This window comes from Chitinophaga solisilvae (genome assembly GCF_009928525.1).
GTDB classification, from domain to species: domain Bacteria; phylum Bacteroidota; class Bacteroidia; order Chitinophagales; family Chitinophagaceae; genus Chitinophaga; species Chitinophaga solisilvae.
Map to the genome: position 1 here is coordinate 163212 of NZ_JAABOK010000013.1, position 21738 is coordinate 184949.

18 protein-coding genes are annotated in these 21738 nt (G+C 49.7%); 11 read left to right on the top strand and 7 right to left on the bottom strand.

Annotated features, from left to right (window positions below; translation table 11 throughout):
- Genes GWG06_RS24250 through GWG06_RS24270 form a run of 5 tightly spaced genes read left to right on the top strand, consistent with a single transcriptional unit; the run spans window position 1 to window position 5205 of the window.
- The gene (locus tag GWG06_RS24250) at window positions 1-1131 is read left to right on the top strand and encodes a hypothetical protein (RefSeq protein WP_160716581.1); all 1131 of its coding nucleotides are present in this window, start codon (window positions 1-3) and stop codon (window positions 1129-1131) included.
- 3 nt (window positions 1132-1134) lie between these two features.
- Entirely contained in the window at window positions 1135-1590 is a 456-nt protein-coding gene (locus tag GWG06_RS24255; RefSeq protein WP_127041604.1) for a toxin-antitoxin system YwqK family antitoxin, read from the top strand.
- Window position 1591: 1 nt separating this feature from the next.
- Window positions 1592-1960, top strand: a complete 369-nt coding sequence (locus GWG06_RS24260; protein WP_160716583.1) for a hypothetical protein — start codon at window positions 1592-1594, stop codon at window positions 1958-1960.
- A 51-nt stretch (window positions 1961-2011) separates the two neighbouring features.
- The gene (locus GWG06_RS24265) at window positions 2012-3823 is read left to right on the top strand and encodes a type VI secretion system Vgr family protein (protein WP_127041600.1); all 1812 of its coding nucleotides are present in this window, start codon (window positions 2012-2014) and stop codon (window positions 3821-3823) included.
- Complete coding sequence (locus GWG06_RS24270; RefSeq protein WP_160716585.1) at window positions 3823-5205, top strand: hypothetical protein; 1383 nt, start codon at window positions 3823-3825, stop codon at window positions 5203-5205. Before GWG06_RS24265 ends, GWG06_RS24270 begins: the two co-directional genes overlap by 1 nt.
- Before the next feature lie 151 nt (window positions 5206-5356).
- On the opposite strand, the gene GWG06_RS24275 is transcribed toward GWG06_RS24270, so the two are convergent.
- The 4 genes from GWG06_RS24275 to GWG06_RS24290 all read right to left on the bottom strand — a co-directional run bounded on the left by GWG06_RS24275 (window position 5357) and on the right by GWG06_RS24290 (window position 8602).
- Window positions 5357-6346 carry a DUF3137 domain-containing protein gene (locus GWG06_RS24275; protein ID WP_160716587.1) on the bottom strand — a complete coding sequence of 330 codons (990 nt, stop codon included), beginning with the start codon at window positions 6344-6346 and terminating at the stop codon, window positions 5357-5359.
- Window positions 6347-6382: 36 nt separating this feature from the next.
- Entirely contained in the window at window positions 6383-6901 is a 519-nt protein-coding gene (locus GWG06_RS24280) for a hypothetical protein (RefSeq protein WP_160716589.1), read from the bottom strand.
- A 33-nt stretch (window positions 6902-6934) separates the two neighbouring features.
- On the bottom strand, window positions 6935-7246 hold the full coding sequence (locus tag GWG06_RS24285; protein WP_160716591.1) for a hypothetical protein: 312 nt from the start codon (window positions 7244-7246) through the stop codon (window positions 6935-6937).
- 129 nt (window positions 7247-7375) lie between these two features.
- Window positions 7376-8602, bottom strand: a complete 1227-nt coding sequence (locus GWG06_RS24290; protein ID WP_160716593.1) for a DUF6807 domain-containing protein — start codon at window positions 8600-8602, stop codon at window positions 7376-7378.
- 138 nt (window positions 8603-8740) lie between these two features.
- Between GWG06_RS24290 and GWG06_RS24295 the strand changes: the two genes are divergently transcribed.
- The 3 genes from GWG06_RS24295 (at window position 8741) to GWG06_RS24305 (ending at window position 11273) form a co-directional block, all read left to right on the top strand.
- Window positions 8741-10294 (top strand): C25 family cysteine peptidase, encoded by a 1554-nt coding sequence (locus GWG06_RS24295; protein ID WP_160716595.1) that lies wholly within the window; start codon window positions 8741-8743, stop codon window positions 10292-10294.
- Window positions 10275-10571, top strand: coding sequence for a hypothetical protein (locus tag GWG06_RS24300; RefSeq protein ID WP_127043470.1), 297 nt, complete (start codon window positions 10275-10277; stop codon window positions 10569-10571). Before GWG06_RS24295 ends, GWG06_RS24300 begins: the two co-directional genes overlap by 20 nt.
- A 63-nt stretch (window positions 10572-10634) precedes the next feature.
- Window positions 10635-11273, top strand: a complete 639-nt coding sequence (locus GWG06_RS24305) for a hypothetical protein (RefSeq protein WP_160716597.1) — start codon at window positions 10635-10637, stop codon at window positions 11271-11273.
- Here GWG06_RS24305 and GWG06_RS24310 read toward each other — a convergent pair.
- The 3 genes from GWG06_RS24310 to dnaK form a co-directional block, all read right to left on the bottom strand.
- On the bottom strand, window positions 11213-12244 hold the full coding sequence (locus GWG06_RS24310; RefSeq protein WP_160716599.1) for a dipeptide epimerase: 1032 nt from the start codon (window positions 12242-12244) through the stop codon (window positions 11213-11215). The two genes, GWG06_RS24305 and GWG06_RS24310, sit on opposite strands and share 61 nt — an antisense overlap.
- Before the next feature lie 9 nt (window positions 12245-12253).
- Window positions 12254-14911 (bottom strand): 4-alpha-glucanotransferase, encoded by a 2658-nt coding sequence (locus tag GWG06_RS24315; RefSeq protein ID WP_160716601.1) that lies wholly within the window; start codon window positions 14909-14911, stop codon window positions 12254-12256.
- 115 nt (window positions 14912-15026) lie between these two features.
- Window positions 15027-16934, bottom strand: coding sequence for a molecular chaperone DnaK (dnaK, locus tag GWG06_RS24320; RefSeq protein WP_127043474.1), 1908 nt, complete (start codon window positions 16932-16934; stop codon window positions 15027-15029).
- Window positions 16935-17228: 294 nt separating this feature from the next.
- On the opposite strand from dnaK, the gene GWG06_RS24325 reads away from it, so the two are divergent.
- The 3 genes from GWG06_RS24325 to argS all read left to right on the top strand — a co-directional run bounded on the left by GWG06_RS24325 (window position 17229) and on the right by argS (window position 21442).
- Window positions 17229-18584, top strand: a complete 1356-nt coding sequence (locus tag GWG06_RS24325) for an OmpA family protein (protein ID WP_235938513.1) — start codon at window positions 17229-17231, stop codon at window positions 18582-18584.
- Between the two features lie 191 nt (window positions 18585-18775).
- Window positions 18776-19354: a porin family protein gene (locus GWG06_RS24330; RefSeq protein WP_127043475.1), complete on the top strand. Its 579-nt coding sequence runs from the start codon at window positions 18776-18778 to the stop codon at window positions 19352-19354.
- A gap of 159 nt (window positions 19355-19513) precedes the next feature.
- Entirely contained in the window at window positions 19514-21442 is a 1929-nt protein-coding gene (gene argS / locus GWG06_RS24335; protein WP_160716603.1) for an arginine--tRNA ligase, read from the top strand.
- Window positions 21443-21738 lie beyond the last annotated feature (296 nt).

Genomic DNA, 21738 nt, shown 5'->3' on the forward strand with positions numbered 1-21738 from the left:
ATGTCTGCTATCCCCGAAAATATTAAAGCTGTAGCCAGGTTCATCCTGCTGCACCTCCAGCGTACATTCGATGATATCGGATTGCAGGACAGCCTGCGTTCACGTGCCCACCGCATCTTTATCAATGAAAACTTCAACCGGCAGGAGAACGAAAATGTGGAGAGATCCGCGTATGACACACAGGTGCTGAATCAGGGCCTTGCCCATATGGCGCTGCATCTTCCCGCTGTGCTGTATAATGCCGGGCTGACAAAGACCATCATCCCTGCATCCAATGTGCATTCCATGCTGGTCAACAACCTGCTGGGCGTGCATGTAAACGATGTAGGCACCTTTATCATTGATGTGGAAAAAGGCGGGATATACGCCTTTTCCTGGCCTTCTGAGAACAGGCCCGCACAACCGGCAAAAGCCCCGTCCCCGGCCAAAACAGCAACGCATGATTCCAGCATCCGGTTCATCAACACCGACCCCGATCTCGATGCGGCTGTTCAACGCAACATGGATTACCTCACGGAACAGATGAAAGGCAAAATCAAGGGCGCTGTTCCCAAAGCCCCCGCCCCTGTTAACCTGCTTAAACACCGTAACCTGGTAAAATCCGTGAGCGAAATGAGACAGGTCTACAAAGGACTGTACAAAGATCAGACGCTCGTGGAAGGTATCCTGGAAGGCAGCCCCATGAATATGCTGAAAGATATGGCCACGCGGAAACCGGGAGAAGGCAACCTCCCCGGTATCGACTATGTTCCCGGCGCTACCCAGCTGCTGGACATCCTGTTCAATGACGGCGCAAAAGGCAATGACCTCCTCTTCATTGACGTGGCGCAGCGTACCCCTCCTGAAAGCGGTGGCGGCTACAAAACCCTGATTAAAATGCTGGATGCCTACAACCGGCACTGGGGCAGACAATTCGTGGGCGCATACGTCAGCCAGGAAATGTTTAACCAGTATCAAAGTCAGCATAGCATCCCGGCCGCACTGCCTTTCACCGGCAGCTTCGACAGCGCCCCCAGAGACAGAAACGGTCATCCGTACAAATATTTTATTTACATCAACATAAAAGATCTGAAAGCAGATAACATCGATCTGAAAAAAGCCGGTGTGATATTGATAAATCCACAAGATTAATGCATGAATCAACGTACCCGGCATATCCTGTCTGCATGGATGTTATCCGCAGGTCTGTTAACAGGTTGCCATACCAGACATCAGCATGAACCGAAAGAAGCAGTAATTGATACCGGCAGATATGTACTGAACAACACTACCATCTCTGCGGGCGACCACATTGAACTGTGGCTGAACAAGAAAGATACAGGCGATTATATACTGCGTGTATATCATTACAGTGGTAAACTGAAATCCTATATGGCCTATCAGTATCAGCAGCAAAAAGGATACGCGCTCGTATGTAATGCCAACGGAACAAAACAGGCTGAACGTTACTTCAACAACGAACATGGAGACGGCATCCGGAATACATTCAATGAAAAAGGATACCTCGTCAGTTCGTCTGTCATGACAAATGGTAAAGCAACAGCAACACAGCATTATGATCCACCGCTTCAACCGGATAACGAACAATAGCATGATATACCAGCTGGCTGCAGCGGCTGCAGTCATCAGTATCATCGCCTGCAACGGCTCCGGAAACATCACGGCAGAAAAAGATTATGTGTTCATCAGGAAAAAGCGCAACGACAGTTCACATTATGAAATGGGCATAGATCCGAAAGACAGTAACAACTATGTAATCAGGGATTATAACGGCGAAAAACTGATCAGCACAGGGCATTACCAGCAAAGACAACCGGCAGGATATTTTATGAGCGACATAGGCGCAGGCGTAAAGCTGCAGTTTTATAAACTGCCAGGCAACACCGACGCCACCTATCATTTTCTGGATACAGACGGCAATCCCGTAAGCGTAATGGTCTACAGGCGCCACAGCAGATAAACTTTAACTGTCAGCATTCATTGATAATATTTTTTTAAACTGATTACAACTATGAGTGACGATAAATTTCTCAACAAGTCAGCAATAGGTATTGAAGGATATTCCGGACCAGTGGAGTTTAAAAATGTAACCCTGGAACAATCCGTCGGCAACCACCATTACTTCAGCTTCCTGTGGAGGCCCGGACGGCTTACCAGCGACCTCTCCTATCAGCAGGAACTCATCCAGAAGTATATCGGGAAAGGTATCTCTATTACGTTCGGTGAATTCCGTTTTAAAGGACTGATCACCAGCATTGCCGTTATAGAAGAAGACGGTGCTGCCAGCGGTTTTCAGGTATCCGGCGTAAGCCCTACCATCCTGCTGGACGATGTTCCGCAAAGCGCTTCCTACTATCAGCAGTCGCTGCAGAACGTTATACAAGGCGCACTGAAAGACGCCAGCAGCAGCCTGCTTAAAACACAGGTAGTGCCGGCCTACAAAAAAACGCTGCCCTATTGCGTGCAGTACAACGAAACAGACTTTGATTTCCTGGCCAGGCTTTCTGCCCGCTACGGAGAATGGATGTACTACGATGGCAATACACTCGTTATCGGTGACATTCAGAAGAAAGAAGTAAAGCTGACTAAAAATGTGACCCTGCATAACCTGCAGACTACCGCCGCCGTAACCCCGCAACGTATTAACTATGTGTCCTACGATGCCATGAAAGCCTCTCCGCTCTCAGAAAAAGCGCAGAAGGCTGAAACAGGCTCCCACCCACTGATGCAGCTCTCCTCTTCTGCTTCTGACGACTTGTATTCTTCTTCTTCCGGTAAACAGACGTTTATCCATCACGGTTATACGCAGGAAGAACTGAAACATACCAAAGACCTGCAAAGCAAAGTAACTGCCGCCGCCTTCGTGAAGGTAAGCGGGCTCAGTGAGCTTCCTGTAATGCCCGGTCAGCGTATCAGCATTGCGAGCGACAGCAGTCAGTCTGCCTACACGGTGATCTCCTGCAATCACTTCGCCAGTACGCCCGGCAATTATCACTGCACCTTTACCGCCATTCCTGCGGATGTAAAAGTGCCTCCATACAGTAATCCGCACCTGGTGCCCAAAGCAGAGATACAAAGCGCACTGGTAAAAGATAACAACGACCCTGAAAAACTGGGACGCGTAAGAGTACAGTTTTTCTGGCAGCCGCAGAATGAACTCAGCCCCTGGATACGACAGGCCTCACCTGCCGCAGGCGGTGGCACCGGCTTCCACTTTGTACCGGAAGTAGGCGAAGAAGTAGTGGTAGGCTTTGAAGGCGGCAATGCGGAAATGCCCTTCGTGCTGGGCAGCAAATTCAACGGCAAATCCAAAAGCGGCTACGGCGATGCGCAGAATAATATGAAAGCCATCAAAACCCGCAGCGGCAACCTCATACAGCTGGATGATAATACCGGCAGCGTTACCGTGACCGATAAAAACGGCAGCACCATGATTATGGACGGATCCGGTAATATCACCGTGAAATCCAAAACGCTGGTGACCGTAAAAACAGAGGATAAAATTGTAGTGGATGCACCCAACCAGATCGAATTCCTTTCCAAGGAAATTCATCTCAAAGGCTCCCAGAAAGTCGTCATCGGAGAAGGAGAAGCGCAGATTACCATCGATCAGCAAGCCAATAAAATATTCTCCAAAGCAGACATCATCAAAGGTACCGCCGTATCCCTCTACCACATGGAATCTGAAGCCAACATGAAACTGAAGGCAGAAGAACATGATACCACCGGCTCTACCAAACTGACTTTCAACAGCCAGGAAATAAATATGGACGGCTCCACCAACACCAATATCAAAGGAGGCATGTTAAATCTGAATTGCTGATGAACGAACACAATCCGATAGCTCAGGAAATAAATAAAATACAGCAACACTGGCAGAAAGCTACCGCCGGCCGCCAGGACCTGCGCCTGGTACGGCTTATCATAAAACCAGAAGAAGCCCGGCTCTACGAGGGCTTCTGCAAGCTGGAATCTTCACCGCACGGGCAGCTGCGGGAAGTATTTGTGACGCACCTCACTTCCTTTGACAATGAAGATACCTTCAGTACCGCCATCATCAAAGACTGGCTGCAGACATATGACGAAAGCGCACCGTTGCTGCAGCAGATGGAAGCGCAGGGCACGCCGCTGACCTGGGACCCTGCCCCTTACCGCCATGTGGCGATGCTGCCACCTCAGCAGGCACAGGACGCCCTGCTGCTGCAAATGTTATACTCCTTCCGCGCCGCTTTACCGGAACAGCCCCGCGAACTGGTACTGGCGCTGCTTCCCCGGCAGGTAAGCGATACGCGCAGCTTCTGCAACTGGCTCACACAACTGCTGAAAAGAGGTATTCCTGCCGGTATAAAAATACTGGTACTGGACCACGTAGGGAAAGACTACCTGGCTATCAACGATCGCCCTTTCCCCGGACAGCTGCTGTCCATACATATTCCGCTGGAACTTGAAAAGGCTGTACAGCGGCTTGCCACCAGCGGCAATCCCAACGACCCGGAAATACAATACCGTAAATGTCTTTTTGAAATGGGCGCAGCCCTGCAGGCAAAAGACCTGCGGCTGCTGCACTACTGGGGAGAACGGATGCTGGAGTGCACACAGCGCAGCGGTAACAAGGGCCTGTTTGCCACAGCACATATCACCTATGCAGGCATGCTGTTCAACTTCAAAAGAGATCCTAAAATACCCCAGCTGCTGGAAAAGGGCGCACGTATCGCCAAACAGGGCATGCAGCAACATGATCCGGCCTGTCTCCCGCTGGTGATACAATTCTATGGCTATCAGGGCGCCTACGCACAGATCAGGCGGAATTTCACGGAAGCCATCGACTGGTTCATCAAACAGGCCACCACGGCACAGGAACATCAATTCCTGCCACAGGCGGTTACCGCCTGGTATTCTGCTGTGGAGCTTACCCGCCGTAAAGACAGCAGCCGCTACTACGACCTGCTGGCCCAGGCATATCAGGCCGGTGTAAATATGAACGACGATGAAATCAGCTCCTCCGTATATTGCTATCTCTGCAGCGACTATTACGATTACGCCTATACGAATAAAATGCAGACCATCGTGCAGGAGATAGATGAAAAAATGAGCCGCCTCTTCGGCCGCGACTGGCGCGAAGAACTCGCCCGCATGAAAAAGAACAAAACCCGCATGTTACTGCAACCGCAGATTATGGAAGAAGAAGAAGAAATTTCGGAATAAATCAGGAAGGGGAAATTTTGTTATTTTTTTATTTGAGATTTTGTGCCCAATCATTATTTCCCTTGTACCTGTAAGTACAAAAGAATACCATGATTGGGCACAAAATCTCAAATAAAAAAATAATAAAATAATAAAATTCTCCATTCCTGATTTATTCCGAAATTTCTTCTGCCAGTTGCAACAGCGAAATAAAGTCGAGGTAAAAATCGGTGAGCATGCGGCGGTTAGTTACCGGCTGGTTGATATCTGTTTCGAAGTAGTCTGTGCCATGGCTGATGCCGATGTATATCCGGTTGTTGCAGAAAGAGATAAACACTTTTGCCTGGGAACGTTCCTGCAGGGCCATTATCTTTTGCATCAGGGCCGGGGTAAGCAGCTGCTGGGCAGTGTCATTGTCGGGGGAGTAAACCATGAACTGTCTGTTGAAGGCGGTATCGGCAGGGAGCACTTTTTTTCCGAGATGCCAGGTTTCAATATAGCCGGTCTCTGTATGCTTATCGGCAAAGAGGCCTTCACTGAGTGAGATGCGCGGTATAACGTAAACGGGTATATGAAAATTCCGGGAATACTGGGCTATAAAGTAACTTCCTTCAAACACCACATCAGCACCGATTCCGCGGAGCGTCATCAATGGCATGTGTGTTACCTTCAGGTCGCAGAACTGAAAGTTCATATTGCCTGCTTTACCATACACCTGGTCGTTCCCGCTGATATTATATTCCCGCCTGGCAAACAGTCCGCTTTCCGTAAACTCTTCGTAGCTGGCGTGATTCAGTGGCTGGTAGCTGAAATCAGGATTGATAAATTTTATGATGGGTCTGACCACTTTTTCTTTAAAGGACTGCTGATAGCTGACACCGGCTGCAGCGCCGGGCTGGCGCAGCATCATACGTTTCAACAGCCAGCCTGCGCCCACAGCCAGCACGATACCTGTGAGCAGCCCGATAGCAATGAAATAACCACTGCCGGCAGCCGCAGCCGGACGCAGAAAAAAGACAGCGAACAGGATCACCGGAAGTAATCCCAGCACCCACATCCGGCGTAACCAGTTTTTGCCGGCAACCCTTTGCTGATCGAGGGCCTGCAGATCTTTTTCCAGGTGCTGATCTGCAAAAGCGTTAAATTCTTCCAGTGTTTTCATAACCACAATAACACAATGGTGAAGCAGCTTGTTTGCTTAGTTGGCAGACCAGTGGGCGGAGGAACCGGCGCTGCTGGCAGTATTTACAGGGCCATGACTGAGGAAGGCCCTGAATGGCTGTATATTTTCTTCTGACAGGGGAAGCCTGTATTCTTTCCGGGAAGGGCCTACCACCAGATGCACAAATTCCATCGGGAACAGGCGTATTCTTATCAGACGCAGCGGCAGTATCAGTTTATAGTCCGTATAGGTGTATACGTTAGTAACGTTTTCTCCTCTGGCGAGGCGGGCTACAAACTCTTCTATGCGCTCCTGCCGGTTTTGCGCCTGCAGCAGCATGATAGCGTAGGGAATGACAGGCCCGACAGCCATCAGTCCCAGGATGACATACAATATTATGGGCAGTTCAGCACCACTGCGGTGCAGGCTGCTGGTAACGACAGCCAGGAAGAGCAGGGCGGCCGCTTCGGCCACTATCATAGCAGTATAAATCTGCTGTTTATCTCTCTTATGGATTTCCAAAAGCGTTACTCTCAGCTCCTGTAGGTTGTTCATATGGCATTATATTATTAGAGAAACGGGATAGTATCATTTCCTTTTTCTGAGGTGGATGATATTACTGACAGCCAGCCAGAAGCCGGCGAGTGATATCAGTCCGTATGCGCCAAGCAGTACCTGAAAGCGTTTGCCGGAGACTTTATACAGCAGCATTTCAATTTTTGTGATGCTGATGACTTCTCCGTCGGGATGCTGAAACTGGTTATAGCGGTAAAAGATAAGTACCACACCTGCAATGCCCAGCAGCAAGCCTACAATGACGCTTCCCCAGGATGGGCCTTCCTCGTCGTCGTGTTGTGAAAGACGTTGTTCTTCTGTTTCCGGAGTATTAACATTGTTCATATGCTCTTTTTATAATGATACAATAGGGGAGCCGGTTGCAGATGATTTGGTTTCCATCAGGGGTTAAATGGTATGCCCGATCATACATACCGCTAAAATAAAATAAAAAAGATAAACCGACAAATGCCGTCAGAGTGTCCGGGTTACTACCGGCGGATGGGCGAAGTTCTGCCATGCAAGCTCAGCCTCTTCCGGGGTGAGGTCGCCGGAAAATACCATGACACGGTACGACAACGTATATACATTTCCGTTAGTCAGCTGCCAGGATTTGTTGCGGGTGGGAGTAAAGTTGAACATCAGCTCACCGCCTTCCATATTTTCCGGCCATACTCTCAGCGGTTCGGGGGAATCATAGTTTTCGGGGGCGCTCATAATGAGCATACCGGCGGTTCCCTGCGGTGTGGCGCCGGTGATTTTGACCCATCGCGCGCGGGTGCTGTCAGCATCTTTACGGGTTTTCCCTTCCGATGTCAGCACCTGGCTGGTCTGTGCTGTAAACGACGGCGTGGCGCGCAGCCCGAACCCTCCACCATAGCGATATTGCAGCAAAGTAACTTCACTCTCGGCGCAGCGGAACCTGGAAGTAAAATCCCATTCGCGGCGGGCGCCGTTATAGTAAGCCGGATAAGCGCGTACGAGCCACGCCTCCTGCAGGGCTATTTTTTCTTTACCGTCCTTTAAAAAAGCTACATGCTCCTGCCTGGCTGTAAATCCACACCAGGCGCCACCGGACACTACGTCTTCCAGGCGCACAAAACGTACTTTGCCCTGTTTCTTCTGCACATTCCAGAAATCTGTTTCCCTGCCTTCAAACAGCGTATGCGTCCAGGGATTCCAGATACCCATGTGGTGACGGTGGCCTGCGTTGGGGAATATGCTAGTTAGCACGGCTCCGTTGGGCGCCCACAGGGGATGTATAAAAGCGCTGCGGCGGAATACGGAATCGGCGCCGGCAGGCGGATCCACCGTGCCGGAGTTATATTGCAGGATGAGCTGAGGTCCCTGCTGCAATACCACTGCGCCGGAACGCTTCTCTGCCTGCATACGCGGCGGCATCATTTCTTCCCGCCTGGCAGTGCGCAGTTCATATACCCTTGCCGTGCCAGCAGGCGTAATGCCGCTCATGATCCACCACAGCTGATCCCGGTTGATGGTAACAGGAACGGGTATACGCTTATTACCACTCAGCTCTTCCAGCAGCAGCAGCGTATCTTCTGTCGCCGGCATGGGCGTACGCACTATACAGTTGTTCCTGCTGACTTTACCTGCTGCAACGGCATAGCGCGCGATTACCTGCGCACATACCGCATGACACATCATCAAAGAAAGCAAAACAGCAAGTATATATCTGATCATAACGGGATAATGTATTTGCCTAAAATTACGTTATACTTTTCCTGTATGCAAGTACCTTGCGTACAGGATGATTAATATTACAACGGGAGATACCAGGTATCCGTTTATTCAATATTTTTGGAGCTTAACCGGGATATTATGGCGACCCCAATTATACATATGCTGACGACGAAACTTGTAATCACCAACAGAACGGCCCTGGAGACGAAGTACGGCGAAAATTATTCGGTAATCATGGAAGACCTGAAAAAGCTGCAGGCTTTCGATGCCGGCAGGCAACTCAATACCCATCTCATCTTCCTGGACGATGCGGCTCAGATGCAGGCCTGTCAGTCTTCTCCCGTAACAGATGTTAAAGATGACGCCCAACATAAAAAAGCCATCGATGACCTGTACCGTTTCTATTCTCCCGGCTATATCATGCTCATAGGCGCGCAGGATATTATCCCTTTTCAGCGGCTTAAAAACCTGCTGTCAGGCGGCAATGATCCCGACAGCCTTATTCCCAGCGATCTGCCCTATGCCTGCGATACGCCCTACGATACCAATCCGGGCAAATTCATTGCACCCACCCGCGTTGTGGGCAGGCTTCCCGATATTCCGGGGGTAGGCGATCCCTCCTATCTGCAATCACTGATAAAAGATATCCTGGAATCCGCTTCCCTCCCGCTGTCTGAATACAGCAACTATTTTTCCATCAGCACCTTCGACTGGCAGAACTCCACCCAGAACAGCCTGCAGAGCATCTTTGGCAATAACAGCAGCCTGCTTGTTTTTCCCGGCGCGGCAGACCTGAACGGCACCAACTGGACACCGGAACAACTGCAGCCCAGAACGCATTTCATCAACTGCCACGGCGCTATTTATAATCCGGGGTATTACGGACAAAAAACTGCCGACTTTCCTTTAGCCATGCGCTCGGACGCACTGGCGAACAAACTGAGTCCGGGTACCGTAGTAGCCGCTGAATGCTGCTATGGCGGCCAGCTGTTTGATCCGCAGAAAAATGCTGCCCGGCTGATGGGCATGGCCAACAGCTACATGATTAATCATGCCATTGCCTTTATCGGCAGCTCCAATATTGCTTACGGCCCGCCAACAGGGCAGGGGCTGGCAGACCTGCTCACCCAGTTCTTCCTGATTAATGTGCTGAAAGGCGCTTCTACAGGACGCGCGCTGCTGGAAGCCCGGCAACGCTTCCTCAATGAAATGGGGCCTGCCCTCGATCCGTTTGAACTGAAAACCGCCGCCCAGTTCTATCTCCTCGGAGATCCTTCCCTGCAGCCGGTTATCAACGATAAAGATCCCAGCACGGACGGCATTACGCAGACTTTTGTGAACTCCCTGCAGAACCGCCGCGACAACCTGGAGGCACGTGGCAAAATGCTGGATGAATTCATTGCGGTACCACATCCGTCTGAATATACCCCTGCTACAGACCCCGCCCTGCATAATGCCATGCAGTCGCTGCTCGGCGAAAAACAGTTTGCAGACGCCTCCGTATCCAACACGTTCGTCAACCGCAAAAACAATGAGCCGGAAGCAGTATCTGCAAATGCCTCCCTGCCATCTGTAAAATTTCACGTATTTTCGGAATCGTCAGTGGATGAGGAAAGGTATATTGCCAAAGTACTCGTAGTGAAAGAAAAAAACAATCAAATACTTGGTTACCGTGAATATGTCACCAGATGATACCACCCAATGGGATTCCAATTCTCCCGTTATCAGCCTTACCGGGCGTCTGGTGCTTCGCACCTTTGGTAAATACACCAAGAGCGAACATCTGGGCGTATACCTCGTTACAGCTCACGGCGATTACCTGATCCGCCCGGCAGGCGACAACCCCTTTATGAATAATCCGCTCATGAAGCTGGCAGGAAAAACCATCACGGCAGAAGGATATATTATCGATTACGTCTTTCTCGCAAAAACCTGGAAAGAAGATCCGTTCCCGGATGCCGCGATTTAATGGTTTTTTATTACTTTGTCAGATAATGAATCCCTCTATGCGCGAACGATTAAAGTGAACCCTATGAATCTGTCAGTTTTTATCACCACCCTGGTCAGGGAAAACCAGGTGACTGTTGCTACAGGTATGCACGCCTTCTCCCGGGAAGAACTGGCGGAATCTGTTCCTTTGCTGCAAAACTACTACCAGCATGATATTGCCGATATGCCGGATATTGCGCCGGAGTTTGCCGCCCACAGTGCTTTACAGGCAGCTCAGTACATTTACCGGATAGCTTCGCTTACGCAATCACGGCAATATTCCGCAGCTACCCTGCGCGACCTGTTACCCATATTGTCTTCCGCAACAGGCCCTGCAGATATTTATTCCGCCGATCTTTGCCTGCGCTACCTCCCGGACCTGATCAGCCTTGCCAAAGAATTACCCGCTACAGACCCGTTAATGATCCATATGAAGGAAATGGCTGCCCGATGGCCGTTTTCGTCTACAGGTATGAATATTCAGCCGCTGGAAGGGGTAGGAATTATTACCGGTCATCCGTCCTTATTACAGGCGTATGCCGACCGAATCATTGCCAGTAAGGATATACAGCGTTGTGATGACCCGCATGTAATGGCTGCCGTAACGGCATCGCTGGGGAATTATGCGGACCTGCTGTGGCCCGGCTTCAATACGGCTCCAACACCCGGCCTGTCTGCATAGATAATATGTCCGTTTTCTATCCTGATACCATCTGCGGTATCTTCTGCCAGCAGCAGCGGCCCGTCCATATCCACGTAATCCAGCAATGGCAGCAGATGCGCTACTGCCGAGGTACCTACGGTACTTTCATTCATGCTGCCGGTCATTACTTTCATGCCGTATTGCCTGGCTGCTGCAATCATCCGTAATGCCGGTGTAATGCCACCGCATTTTGTCAGTTTAATATTGATGCCATGGAAGTAGCCATGGCAGCGGGCTACATCTTCTTCTACTATACAGCTTTCATCTGCTATCACCGGTAATACCACCTGTTCGTACACGGCTTTCATACCTTCACGGTCGGCCGCGGCCATCGGCTGTTCGATGAACTCCACCCCCAGTAATTTCATAGCGGCCGCATTGCGCAGGGTTTCGTCTACCCCCCAGGCGCAGTTGGCATCTACCCGGAACACTGCACTGGTATGCTTTCTCAGCTCTTTTATAATGGCGATATCATCCTGTGTGCCGAGTTTGATTTTATAGACCGGCCAGGGAAATTCCTGCAGCTTCTTCACCATATTCTCTATGGTATCAATGCCGATGGTATAGTCTGTCAGCGGATTATGAGAGATGTCCAGGTTCCATACTTCATACAGTTTCTTCCCCTGCTTTTGCGCATAGAGATCCCAGGCGGCCAGATCCAGTGCGCAGAGTGCAAACATGTTATCCTGCAGCCGCGGATACATCTCCTGCCAGAAAATTTCCGGCTTGTCAAGCGTATAATTTTCAATGAAGGACCGGTGTGCGTTGATGGCTTCCATCAGGCGGGGTACGGTCATATTGTAATAGGAGTTGTCGGCGGTTTCCCCCAGACCACTATATCCGTCTTGCTGCAACTCCACTACCAGCAAGGGTTGTACGTCTTTCGACTTACGGGAGATCGTAAAAGTATAGCGGAATTTCAGTTCAAAAGGAAATAGTGTCAGTTTCATTGTACCATATTATTTTTTATCCTTCCCCTGCAAAACGCCCTCTTCAATTTTCAATGTATAGGCGGAGATTTCCTCTCCTATCCTGTATTTCCAGTAGTACTGGGAGATAGCAGGAATATTGATTCTTTCTTCATCAGGATGCAATGCCGGAACATAGCCGGCGGCGGTAAGCAGATCCTGTATCTGAAATATACGCCACATCGCGTTGGTTTGCAAATGCTGTGTGATGATTTCCCGCACAATGTCACTACCAGCCCGGGGTGGTGCAGGCTGTGCATGTTGCAGCACCTGCCGGTAATATTGCCGGGAGATGGCGGCATCTTCCTGCCACCAGCCGCGCAAGGTACTCATATCATGCGTGGCTGGCGTAAGTACCGACAGGTAGGGCGCCTTGTTTATATCAGCGAAGGTAATACCGGTATCCTTGGGCATGCGCTGTACCTCCAGGCTCAGGATGCCTTGCTCCTTCATCACGCCGGGTACGCAGTGCGGCACCATACCCAGGTCTTCTCCGCAGATCAACATACGCGTAGCCCGACGGATCAGTGGCAGCTTATGCATGGCCTCCTTCCGCCAGCAGCTCTCCTGTCTTACATAAAAATAGCTGTGGTAGAGCGCGCGCAGCTGTTCCTGCGTATGCGCATCCAGGGCGGCAAATGAGGCGGTAGACATCAGGTCGTACCGCGGATGATAGGCGGTTCTGCCATCTGTAGTCACCTTTATCAGCAATACGTCTGCCAGCAGCTGAAACAGGGCTGATTCCACCGCTTCCGGCAGCTGGCAGCCGCGTACCTTACGTTGGGTATTATATGCAGGCAGCAGTTCATAACCTCCGTTATCCAACGGTTGCAGATAAGTATCTTTCATGATGCCGGCATAATTTCCGAAGGCGGCATCCAGCACATCATCTGTTATCCAGGGGCTGCAGTAGCGTTTTTCATCGAAATCAACCCCGCGCTGTACAAATTCCTCGCGGCTAACGGGAATGGCTGGATGAAAATATCCGAGCAGCCCCTGTACCGCGCCGGCAGGTATCTGCCAGATGCGGAAGAAGCCCAGGATATGATCGATACGGAAGGCATCGAAGTAAACAGACATATGCCGGAGCCGTTGCTGCCACCACTCGTAGCCATCCGCCGACATAGCCTTCCAGTTATACGTAGGAAATCCCCAGTTCTGTCCTTCAGCTGTAAAGCTGTCAGGCGGCGCACCGGCCTGCATGTCCAGGTGAAACAGGGATGGGTACATCCAGGCATCAACACTGTAGCGGCTTACGCCGATAGGGATATCGCCTTTCAGCGCGATGCCGTAGCTATGCGCTTCCTTTACCGCAGCTGACAACTGTTTATGCAGATGATATTGCAGGAAGAAGTGGAAGTGTGCGGTTTCCGCGGCGGCCGGGTCGGCGATGACATATTTGCTGATCGCCGTATAATCGTAGACGTTATGTTCCTTCCATTGTGAAAAATCGCTGGTCTGGTATTTATCCCGCAGGTGGCAGAAAATGGCATAGGGCAGCAGCCAGTGCTCGTTGCCGGCAAACCAGTGCCAGTAGTCTCGCGTCTGCAGCTGCTCTCCCTGGGCCTCATACAGGGCTTTCAGGTAGGCCATTTTAAAGGTAGTCACCGTTTCATAATCCATTGCCGGCAGATCGTTCAGCCATTGGCGCAGGGAATGAAACTGCCGTTGCAGCGGGTGCGTGGCCGGCAGCGTGCCTACGAGCTGCAGGCGGATATACAGCGGATGCAGGGCATAGGCAGATATAGCCGCATAAGGATAGGAATCTCGCCAGGTGCGGGTATTGGTAGTATCGTTGACCGGCAGCAGCTGTATCAGCTGCAATCCGCTCTGCTGTGCCCAGCGTGCCAGCGGTGCCAGGTCGGCAAATTCGCCGGCGCCGAAGCCTTCGCTGCTGCGCAGACTGAAGACCGGTACTGCTACCCCGGTGCCTTTCCATTGCGGATAATCTTTGCGTACGAAGCCGTCGTGCAGGATGACCTGCCGGCCGGCTACTGCCACGGTGTGCAGTTCCCGGTTGCCGCCATTTTCATATTCCAGGAACTGCCGGGTCGTCAGGTTATAGACGCCGTATTTGTATTGCAGCGGCACATCAGTGGCAGATAAAGTGAGGGCAGCTGTAAACCAGCCATGGGCATCGGGTTGCAGCAATACCGGTTGTCCGGTATCCCAGCGTTGCAGAGATGGGGAGCTGCCCAGCAGGCATATGGTATGGGAGGCATCTAACAGTGGCGCCTGTACGCGGAATATATGCGTAGCCGTTAGTATGTCTGGTATTGCCTGTATCTCCCGGTTGAAAAACACACGGGTAAACGGGGCTGTCATCCATGCCTGTTCCGGTGCGCCGGCAGGCGTCCACGTATCCGTGAAGATCAGCTCCCGGTGCAGGCCCGGCGTGATCTGGATTTCCCTGACGCCGCCTTCCCAGGTCACTTCTTCCAGCTCTCTGATGAAATACTGGTATTGCAGGGTGAAAGCATCTCCGCCGGGGATGTCAATGTCGATCCCCCACCAGTCGTGATGAAGCCAGTGCAGGTGGCATGCCTGCCGGGGCACATCGTTTCCCAGTACAGGAATATTTCCCAACAGGTATACTTCCTGTCCGTAGCGGGTATGATAGCGGAGATAAAATCGGATTTTCTGATGCATTGCGCCTCAAAATAGAAAATAAGCCATTAAAACGGCAGAATTATCTGCAAAAAAAATGCAGCGGAGTGAAATCTCCGCTGCATTAATATTTGCTAATTGTAATTCGTAATTACAATTATTTTACTTCTTCGAATTCAGCGTCGGTAACGCCGTCGCCACCTGCGTTCGGCTGGCCCTGCTGCTGAGCGCCGCCGTTATTGGGAGCGCCTTCCGGCTGACCCTGGGTAGCTTTGTACATCTCTTCAGAAGCGGCAGTCCAGGCTGCATCCAGTTCAGCGGTAGCTGTATCCAGCTGAGCGCCATCCTGTGATTTGTGTGCTTCTTTCAGCTTGTTGAGGGCTGTTTCGATGGTAGCTTTTTTATCTGCAGAAATTTTATCGCCATATTCTTTCAGCTGTTTTTCAGTCTGGAAGATCATGCTGTCTGCTTTATTGAGCTTCTCGATTTTGTCGCGGGCTTCTTTATCGGATGATTCATTGGCTTTCGCTTCTGCTTTCATCTTTTCGATTTCATCTTTGCTTAATCCGCTACCAGCTTCAATTCTGATGTTCTGTGTTTTACCGGTGCCTTTATCTTTAGCAGTTACGTGCAGGATACCGTTGGCATCGATATCGAAGATTACTTCGATCTGCGGAACGCCGCGCGGAGCAGGCGGGATATCATTCAGAATGAAACGTCCCAGTGTTCTGTTCTGGTTAGCCATTGGCCTTTCGCCCTGCAGTACGTGGATTTCCACGCTTGGCTGGTTGTCAGCTGCAGTAGAGAAGGTTTCAGATTTCTTGGTAGGAATAGTGGTATTGGATTCGATCAGTTTGGTCATTACACCGCCCATTGTTTCGATACCGAGAGACAGCGGCGTTACGTCGAGTAACAGTACATCCTTTACTTCACCGGTTAATACACCACCCTGAATGGCAGCGCCTACAGCTACTACTTCATCCGGGTTAACACCTTTGCTTGGTTTTTTACCGAAGAATTTCTCTACTACTTCCTGGATTTTCGGGATACGGGTAGAACCGCCCACGAGGATGATTTCATCGATTTCGGAAGTAGTCATACCTGCGTCCTGCAGTGCTTTACGGCAAGGCTCCAGTGTTCTTTCCACCAGGCTGTCGCTCAGTTGCTCAAATTTGGCGCGGGTTAATTTTTTCACCAGGTGTTTGGGAACGCCATCCACAGCGGTGATATAAGGGAGATTGATTTCTGTTTCAGCAGAAGAAGACAGTTCGATTTTTGCTTTCTCAGCTGCTTCTTTCAGACGCTGCCAGGACATTGGATCCTTGTGCAGATCAACGCCTTCGTCTTTTTTGAATTCATCAGCGAGCCAGTCCATGATAACTTTATCGAAGTCATCACCACCGAGGTGGGTATCACCGTTGGTAGATTTCACTTCGAATACGCCGTCGCCCAGTTCGAGGATAGAGATATCGAAGGTACCGCCACCGAGGTCAAATACGGCGATTTTGCTGTCACTGTGTTTTTTATCCATACCGTAAGCCAGTGCAGCAGCGGTAGGTTCGTTGATGATACGGCGTACAGTCAGACCGGCAATTTCACCGGCTTCTTTGGTAGCCTGACGCTGTGCATCGTTAAAGTAGGCAGGCACAGTGATAACTGCTTCTGATACTTCCTGGCCGAGATAATCTTCGGCTGTTTTTTTCATTTTCTGCAGGATCATGGCTGAAATTTCCTGCGGTGTATATAATCTGCCGTCGATATCGATACGTGTGGTGTTGTTGTCACCTTTTACCACTTTATAGCTGACATGGTCGATTTCGCCTGCAACTTCGTTAAAGTGACGGCCCATGAAACGTTTCACGGACATAATGGTGTTAACGGGGTTTGTGATTGCCTGACGTTTGGCAGGATCTCCCACTTTTCTTTCACCGTTTTTCAAAAATGCCACTACAGATGGGGTTGTTCTCCTTCCCTCATCATTGGCAATCACTACCGGTTCGTTACCTTCCATAACGGCAACGCATGAATTGGTAGTTCCTAAGTCAATGCCTATTATTTTTCCCATAGTATTAAGATTCTCCTTTAGTTGTAAGTTAAAAGTCGTTATTGTCTTACGTTTGTCAATGATTATGCCAAGCAAAAAAATATGAAATTATGTCAGTCCTGTGTCCTATATTTGATTTTAGTATGTAGTTATATGGTGTCTGAGCGGGTTGTCAGCATGCTCAAATTGTCAGACCGCAGATAATAATTACAAATAACGACCCGAAACAGTTCATAACCTCTGCCTTCCTGTTACTATTCATTCCTGGCCTCATCGATTTACCAAGCAAATTGTGTAACCTAACCGTTTTTTGTTATGAACAAATCCATTATCCGGCGGGCCGTAGTTACTATGATGGCCGTAATGCCCTTTATCGCCAAAGCACAGGATCAAACTTCCCCGGTATCCCCAAGTGTCAGATTATTTCAAGGTCCTGCGGACTACAAAACGTGGTCCATTGGCATCAATGGCGGCGTTCTTGCCCCGGCAGTTCCGACGGGAGGCAGCAATGACTTTACCAAATGGAAAGGCTCCTTCGGATACGGCGGTTATGTCAAGTACCAGATACTTCATTTCCTGGCACTCCGGGCGGATTACGTAGGAGGCAAGCTACAGGGAGACAACAGCAAGAATCTCGGTAACGGAGCCGCTCCAAACAGGGCCTACAGTTCCTTTGAAACCAAACTGAACTGGTCTGCATCCCTGAATGCCGTATTTAATATTACGACCGTAAACTGGCTGTTCCGCAAGAACTTCGTATTGCTGTACGGTTCTGTCGGCGGCGGTCTGGCAGGCTACAAGCCTACATTGACGCCCAAAGGCGGCGGCCCCAGCTTTGACTATACCAAAGACGCCATCAAGGAGTTGATTATCCCTGTAGGCGCCGGGCTGAAATTCAGGCTGTCAGAATTCATCAACCTCGACCTCGGCTATACCATGTATTACACCGATGGCGACAACCTGGACGGTTATTACCGCGGGCCCAACAAGGATAAGTACTCCTATGGTTATGCCGGCCTGGAATTCGCTTTCGGCAAAAAAGGCCAGCCGCAGCTGCAATGGCATAATCCGGCTGCCGCCACATACGACGAGCTGGAAGCCCAGAAAAATACCCTGCGTGTAGCCCTCGAAGCTGCCAATCAGAATAATGCCAGGTTGACTGCCGACGTGGATAAACTGACAAAAGACAGCGACGGCGACGGCGTTTCCGATTATTTCGATAAATGCCCTGGCACTGCTGCCAACGTAAAAGTAGACGGCTCCGGATGCCCGCTGCCTGAACCAGTGATAGAAAAGAAAGAAGAAAAGGTAGTCATCACCGAAGAAGATACCCGCATCGTAAAAGAAGCCATCCAGAACCTGGAATTCGAATTCGCGAAAGCCAGCATCAAACCCAGCTCCTTCGCGGCACTCGACAGGGTGGCAGATCTGCTGAAACGCAAAAACCTGAACCTTAAACTGGCCGGTCATACTGACAATGTAGGCAGCAAATCCCGCAACCTCGCACTGTCAAGGGAAAGAGCCGAATCCGTAAAACAATACCTCGTCAGCAAAGGCGTTAACGCCTCCAAGATAGAAGCCGTAGGCTATGGCATGAGCCAGCCTATCGCCAGCAATAAAACCGCTGCCGGCAGACAGAAAAACAGAAGAGTGGAGTTTACGATTTTCTGATGACCGGAAGTGATTTGGTATAATTACGAATTACGAATTGCGAATTACGAATGAGGAGCGAAGATCTAAGCGAAGAAGTAAATTCTTTATCCGCTTATATCTTCGCTCCTCATTCGTAATTCGCAATTCGTAATTCGTAATTAAAATGGCATGTTTCTTGGTATTCCCGCTACAAAATATCAAAACATATCATGAAAAAACTTATTATGTCTGGCATACTGGCCGTTAGTTCCATAATGGCAGTAAAGGCACAGGACGTAAAATTTGGTATCAAAGGCGGATTGAATATCAGTAAACTGACCAACTCTGACTCTAAAACCCGCGCATCCTTCAATGCTGGCGGTCTGGTGAACATAGCACTGACAAAAGAATGGGCCATACAGCCTGAATTGCTCTACTCCGCACAGGGGCAGAAATACAATAGTGCATTGTGGGGATTTGTGCCATCCTCCACGCTGGCACTGGGTTATATCAACATCCCGGTAATGGTGCAATACTCCATCGTACCTTCCTTTTATGTGGAAGCAGGCCCGCAGCTCGGCTTCCTGGCCGGCGCAAAGCTGAAAGCCAACGGTAACAGCACCGATGTGAAAGACAGCTTTAAAACCGCCGACTTCGGACTAAACATCGGCCTGGGTTATAAATTTGATATGGGCATCGGCATCAGCGGCAGGTACAACTTTGGCCTGACCAACGTATATGATGTCAAAAGAAACAACCCAGGTAGTAAGAATTCAGTAGCGCAGATTGACCTGTTTTACATGTTTTAATTATGAATTAAGAATTATGAATGATGAGTCAGGGCGAAGATCCCAGCGAATGATGATGTTTTTATCATTCGCTGAGATCTTCGCCCTGACTCATCATTCATAATTCTTAATTCATAATTATCTATATTATCTTTGCTGCTCGCATTAATCATTTTCAGCATGAGTGTTGTACAATCTATCAGAACGGCTGCAGTAGCCGCCATTAAGTCGCTTTACAATCAGGATATCGCAGCAGCGGATGTTTCTATTAACATCACCAAACCTGAGTTTGAAGGCGAGTATACCATTGTAGTTTTCCCGTTTACGAAATTCAGCCGACAGAAACCAGAAGAAACCGCACAACGCGTAGGCGAGTATCTCTCCGCCAATAACCCGGAGCTGATTGCCGGCTTCAATGTGGTGAAAGGATTCCTGAACCTGAACATTAACAGCGCCTTCTGGACAACATTCCTGCAAAACAGTTACAGCAATGTAAACTTTGGCATACAGCCCGCCAACGGGAAAAAGGTCATGGTGGAATACTCTTCCCCCAATACCAACAAACCCCTGCACCTGGGGCACCTGCGTAATAACTTCCTCGGATATTCCATAGCCGAAATACTCAAAGCCAATGGCTTTGAAGTTATCAAGGCAAACCTGGTGAACGACCGCGGTATCCATATCTGTAAATCCATGCTGGCATGGCAGCTCTTTGCCCATGGCGATACCCCCGAATCTACCGGTATCAAAGGCGACCACCTGGTAGGCGACTACTACGTGAAATTTGAATCCGTTGTGAAGGAACAGGCAGAACCTATCATTGACCGCGTGCTGGAAAATGATTTCCAGGACTTCGAAGGCGCCGAGACAGAAAAGCTGGAAAAGCTGGTGAAAGCCATGCACAAGCCGGAAGTGAAGGAAGATAAAGACAAGTACAATAAAATTATGGACGACATCAAAGAGATGTCGCGCAACAAAACCGAAATCATGCAGCAGGCTAAAATCATGCTGCAGCAATGGGAAGCCGGCAACCCGGAAGTACGCCAGCTGTGGGCCACCATGAACGGCTGGGTATATAAAGGCTTCGAAGAAACCTATACCCGCCTCGGCATTGATTTCGATAAAATGTACTACGAAAGCGAAACCTACCTGCTGGGAAAAGACCTCGTGGAAGAAGGTTTACGTAAAGGCGTATTGTTCCGCAAAGAAGATAACTCCGTATGGATAGACCTGACCGCCGACGGCCTGGATGAAAAACTCCTGCTCCGCGGCGACGGCACCTCCGTATACATGACCCAGGACCTCGGAACTGCCCGCCTGAAATACAATGACTACCAGATGGACCAAAGCATCTACATTGTGGCAGACGAACAGAACTACCATTTCAAAGTACTGCAGCTCATCCTCGAAAAACTCGGCGAACCTTCCGCACCAGGCATCTACCACCTCAGCTACGGCATGGTGGAATTACCGCATGGCCGTATGAAAAGCCGCGAAGGTACCGTAGTAGATGCGGATGATATGGTAGTAGAGATGATCAGAACTGCTGAAGAAATCACGAAAGAATCCGGCAAGAAACATACAGACTTCACACAGGATGAACTGGATGCCCTCTACGAAACCATCGGCCTGGGCGCTATGAAATTCTTCCTGCTCCGCGTAGATCCAAAGAAACGGATGATCTTCAACCCGGAAGAATCTATCGATCTGCACGGCTTTACCGGACCATTTATCCAGTACGCCTATGCCCGTATCAAATCCATACTCCGCGAAACAGGCGATGTATCAGCACTCAAAGACTACGTATATACCGGCACATTACTGCCGCTGGAAAAGGAACTGATTGTACTGAGCGAGCAATTCAGCGGCATATTGGCAGATGCACACAAGGAAATGAGTCCTTCCGTTATTGCCAACTATGCTTTCAGTCTGGCTCAGTTATTCAACTCCTTCTACGCAGAAAAAGTAGATGGCGTACCCACTTATTCTATCCTCAAAGCAGCAGATGAAGATAAAAGGAAACTGCGGCTGCAGATCATCATGCTTACCTCACACATCATTGCAAAGAGCATGAAACTGCTGGGTATCAACGTACCGGAAAGAATGTAATTTTATCATCCCCATAAAAAAAGCCGCATCACAAATAACTGTGATGCGGCTTTTTCATTTAAAGGAGAGTATAAAAAATAAAATACTGTTCGCGTTCACACATGATACGGCTGCCATCCGGAAAACGTATTCTTCTTAAAGGTGTACTGTATCGGAACGAAACAGATATATCAGGACTGCTTACTGTTAACAGCCGTGCTGATTAACTAATAACAGCTAAGATATCCTATCCGGTACAGGAATAAAACAAGGAGGTATCCTGCTGACAGCCGGTTCAATGGGAAGAACTGTCTTTT

Excerpts from the sequence above, each read along its gene's own strand:
- GWG06_RS24325 (WP_235938513.1), top strand. The coding sequence starts at position 17,229 with ATGAACAAATCCATTATCCGGCGGGCCGTAGTTACTATGATGGCCGTA.
- GWG06_RS24330 (WP_127043475.1), top strand. The coding sequence starts at position 18,776 with ATGAAAAAACTTATTATGTCTGGCATACTGGCCGTTAGTTCCATAATG.
- GWG06_RS24260 (WP_160716583.1), top strand. The coding sequence starts at position 1,592 with ATGATATACCAGCTGGCTGCAGCGGCTGCAGTCATCAGTATCATCGCC.
- GWG06_RS24270 (WP_160716585.1), top strand. The coding sequence starts at position 3,823 with ATGAACGAACACAATCCGATAGCTCAGGAAATAAATAAAATACAGCAA.
- GWG06_RS24295 (WP_160716595.1), top strand. The coding sequence starts at position 8,741 with ATGGCGACCCCAATTATACATATGCTGACGACGAAACTTGTAATCACC.
- GWG06_RS24265 (WP_127041600.1), top strand. The coding sequence starts at position 2,012 with ATGAGTGACGATAAATTTCTCAACAAGTCAGCAATAGGTATTGAAGGA.
- GWG06_RS24290 (WP_160716593.1), bottom strand. The coding sequence starts at position 8,602 with ATGATCAGATATATACTTGCTGTTTTGCTTTCTTTGATGATGTGTCAT.
- GWG06_RS24255 (WP_127041604.1), top strand. The coding sequence starts at position 1,135 with ATGAATCAACGTACCCGGCATATCCTGTCTGCATGGATGTTATCCGCA.
- GWG06_RS24310 (WP_160716599.1), bottom strand. The coding sequence starts at position 12,244 with ATGAAACTGACACTATTTCCTTTTGAACTGAAATTCCGCTATACTTTT.
- GWG06_RS24305 (WP_160716597.1), top strand. The coding sequence starts at position 10,635 with ATGAATCTGTCAGTTTTTATCACCACCCTGGTCAGGGAAAACCAGGTG.
- argS (WP_160716603.1), top strand. The coding sequence starts at position 19,514 with ATGAGTGTTGTACAATCTATCAGAACGGCTGCAGTAGCCGCCATTAAG.
- GWG06_RS24280 (WP_160716589.1), bottom strand. The coding sequence starts at position 6,901 with ATGAACAACCTACAGGAGCTGAGAGTAACGCTTTTGGAAATCCATAAG.
- dnaK (WP_127043474.1), bottom strand. The coding sequence starts at position 16,934 with ATGGGAAAAATAATAGGCATTGACTTAGGAACTACCAATTCATGCGTT.
- GWG06_RS24275 (WP_160716587.1), bottom strand. The coding sequence starts at position 6,346 with ATGAAAACACTGGAAGAATTTAACGCTTTTGCAGATCAGCACCTGGAA.
- GWG06_RS24315 (WP_160716601.1), bottom strand. The coding sequence starts at position 14,911 with ATGCATCAGAAAATCCGATTTTATCTCCGCTATCATACCCGCTACGGA.
- GWG06_RS24250 (WP_160716581.1), top strand. The coding sequence starts at position 1 with ATGTCTGCTATCCCCGAAAATATTAAAGCTGTAGCCAGGTTCATCCTG.
- GWG06_RS24285 (WP_160716591.1), bottom strand. The coding sequence starts at position 7,246 with ATGAACAATGTTAATACTCCGGAAACAGAAGAACAACGTCTTTCACAA.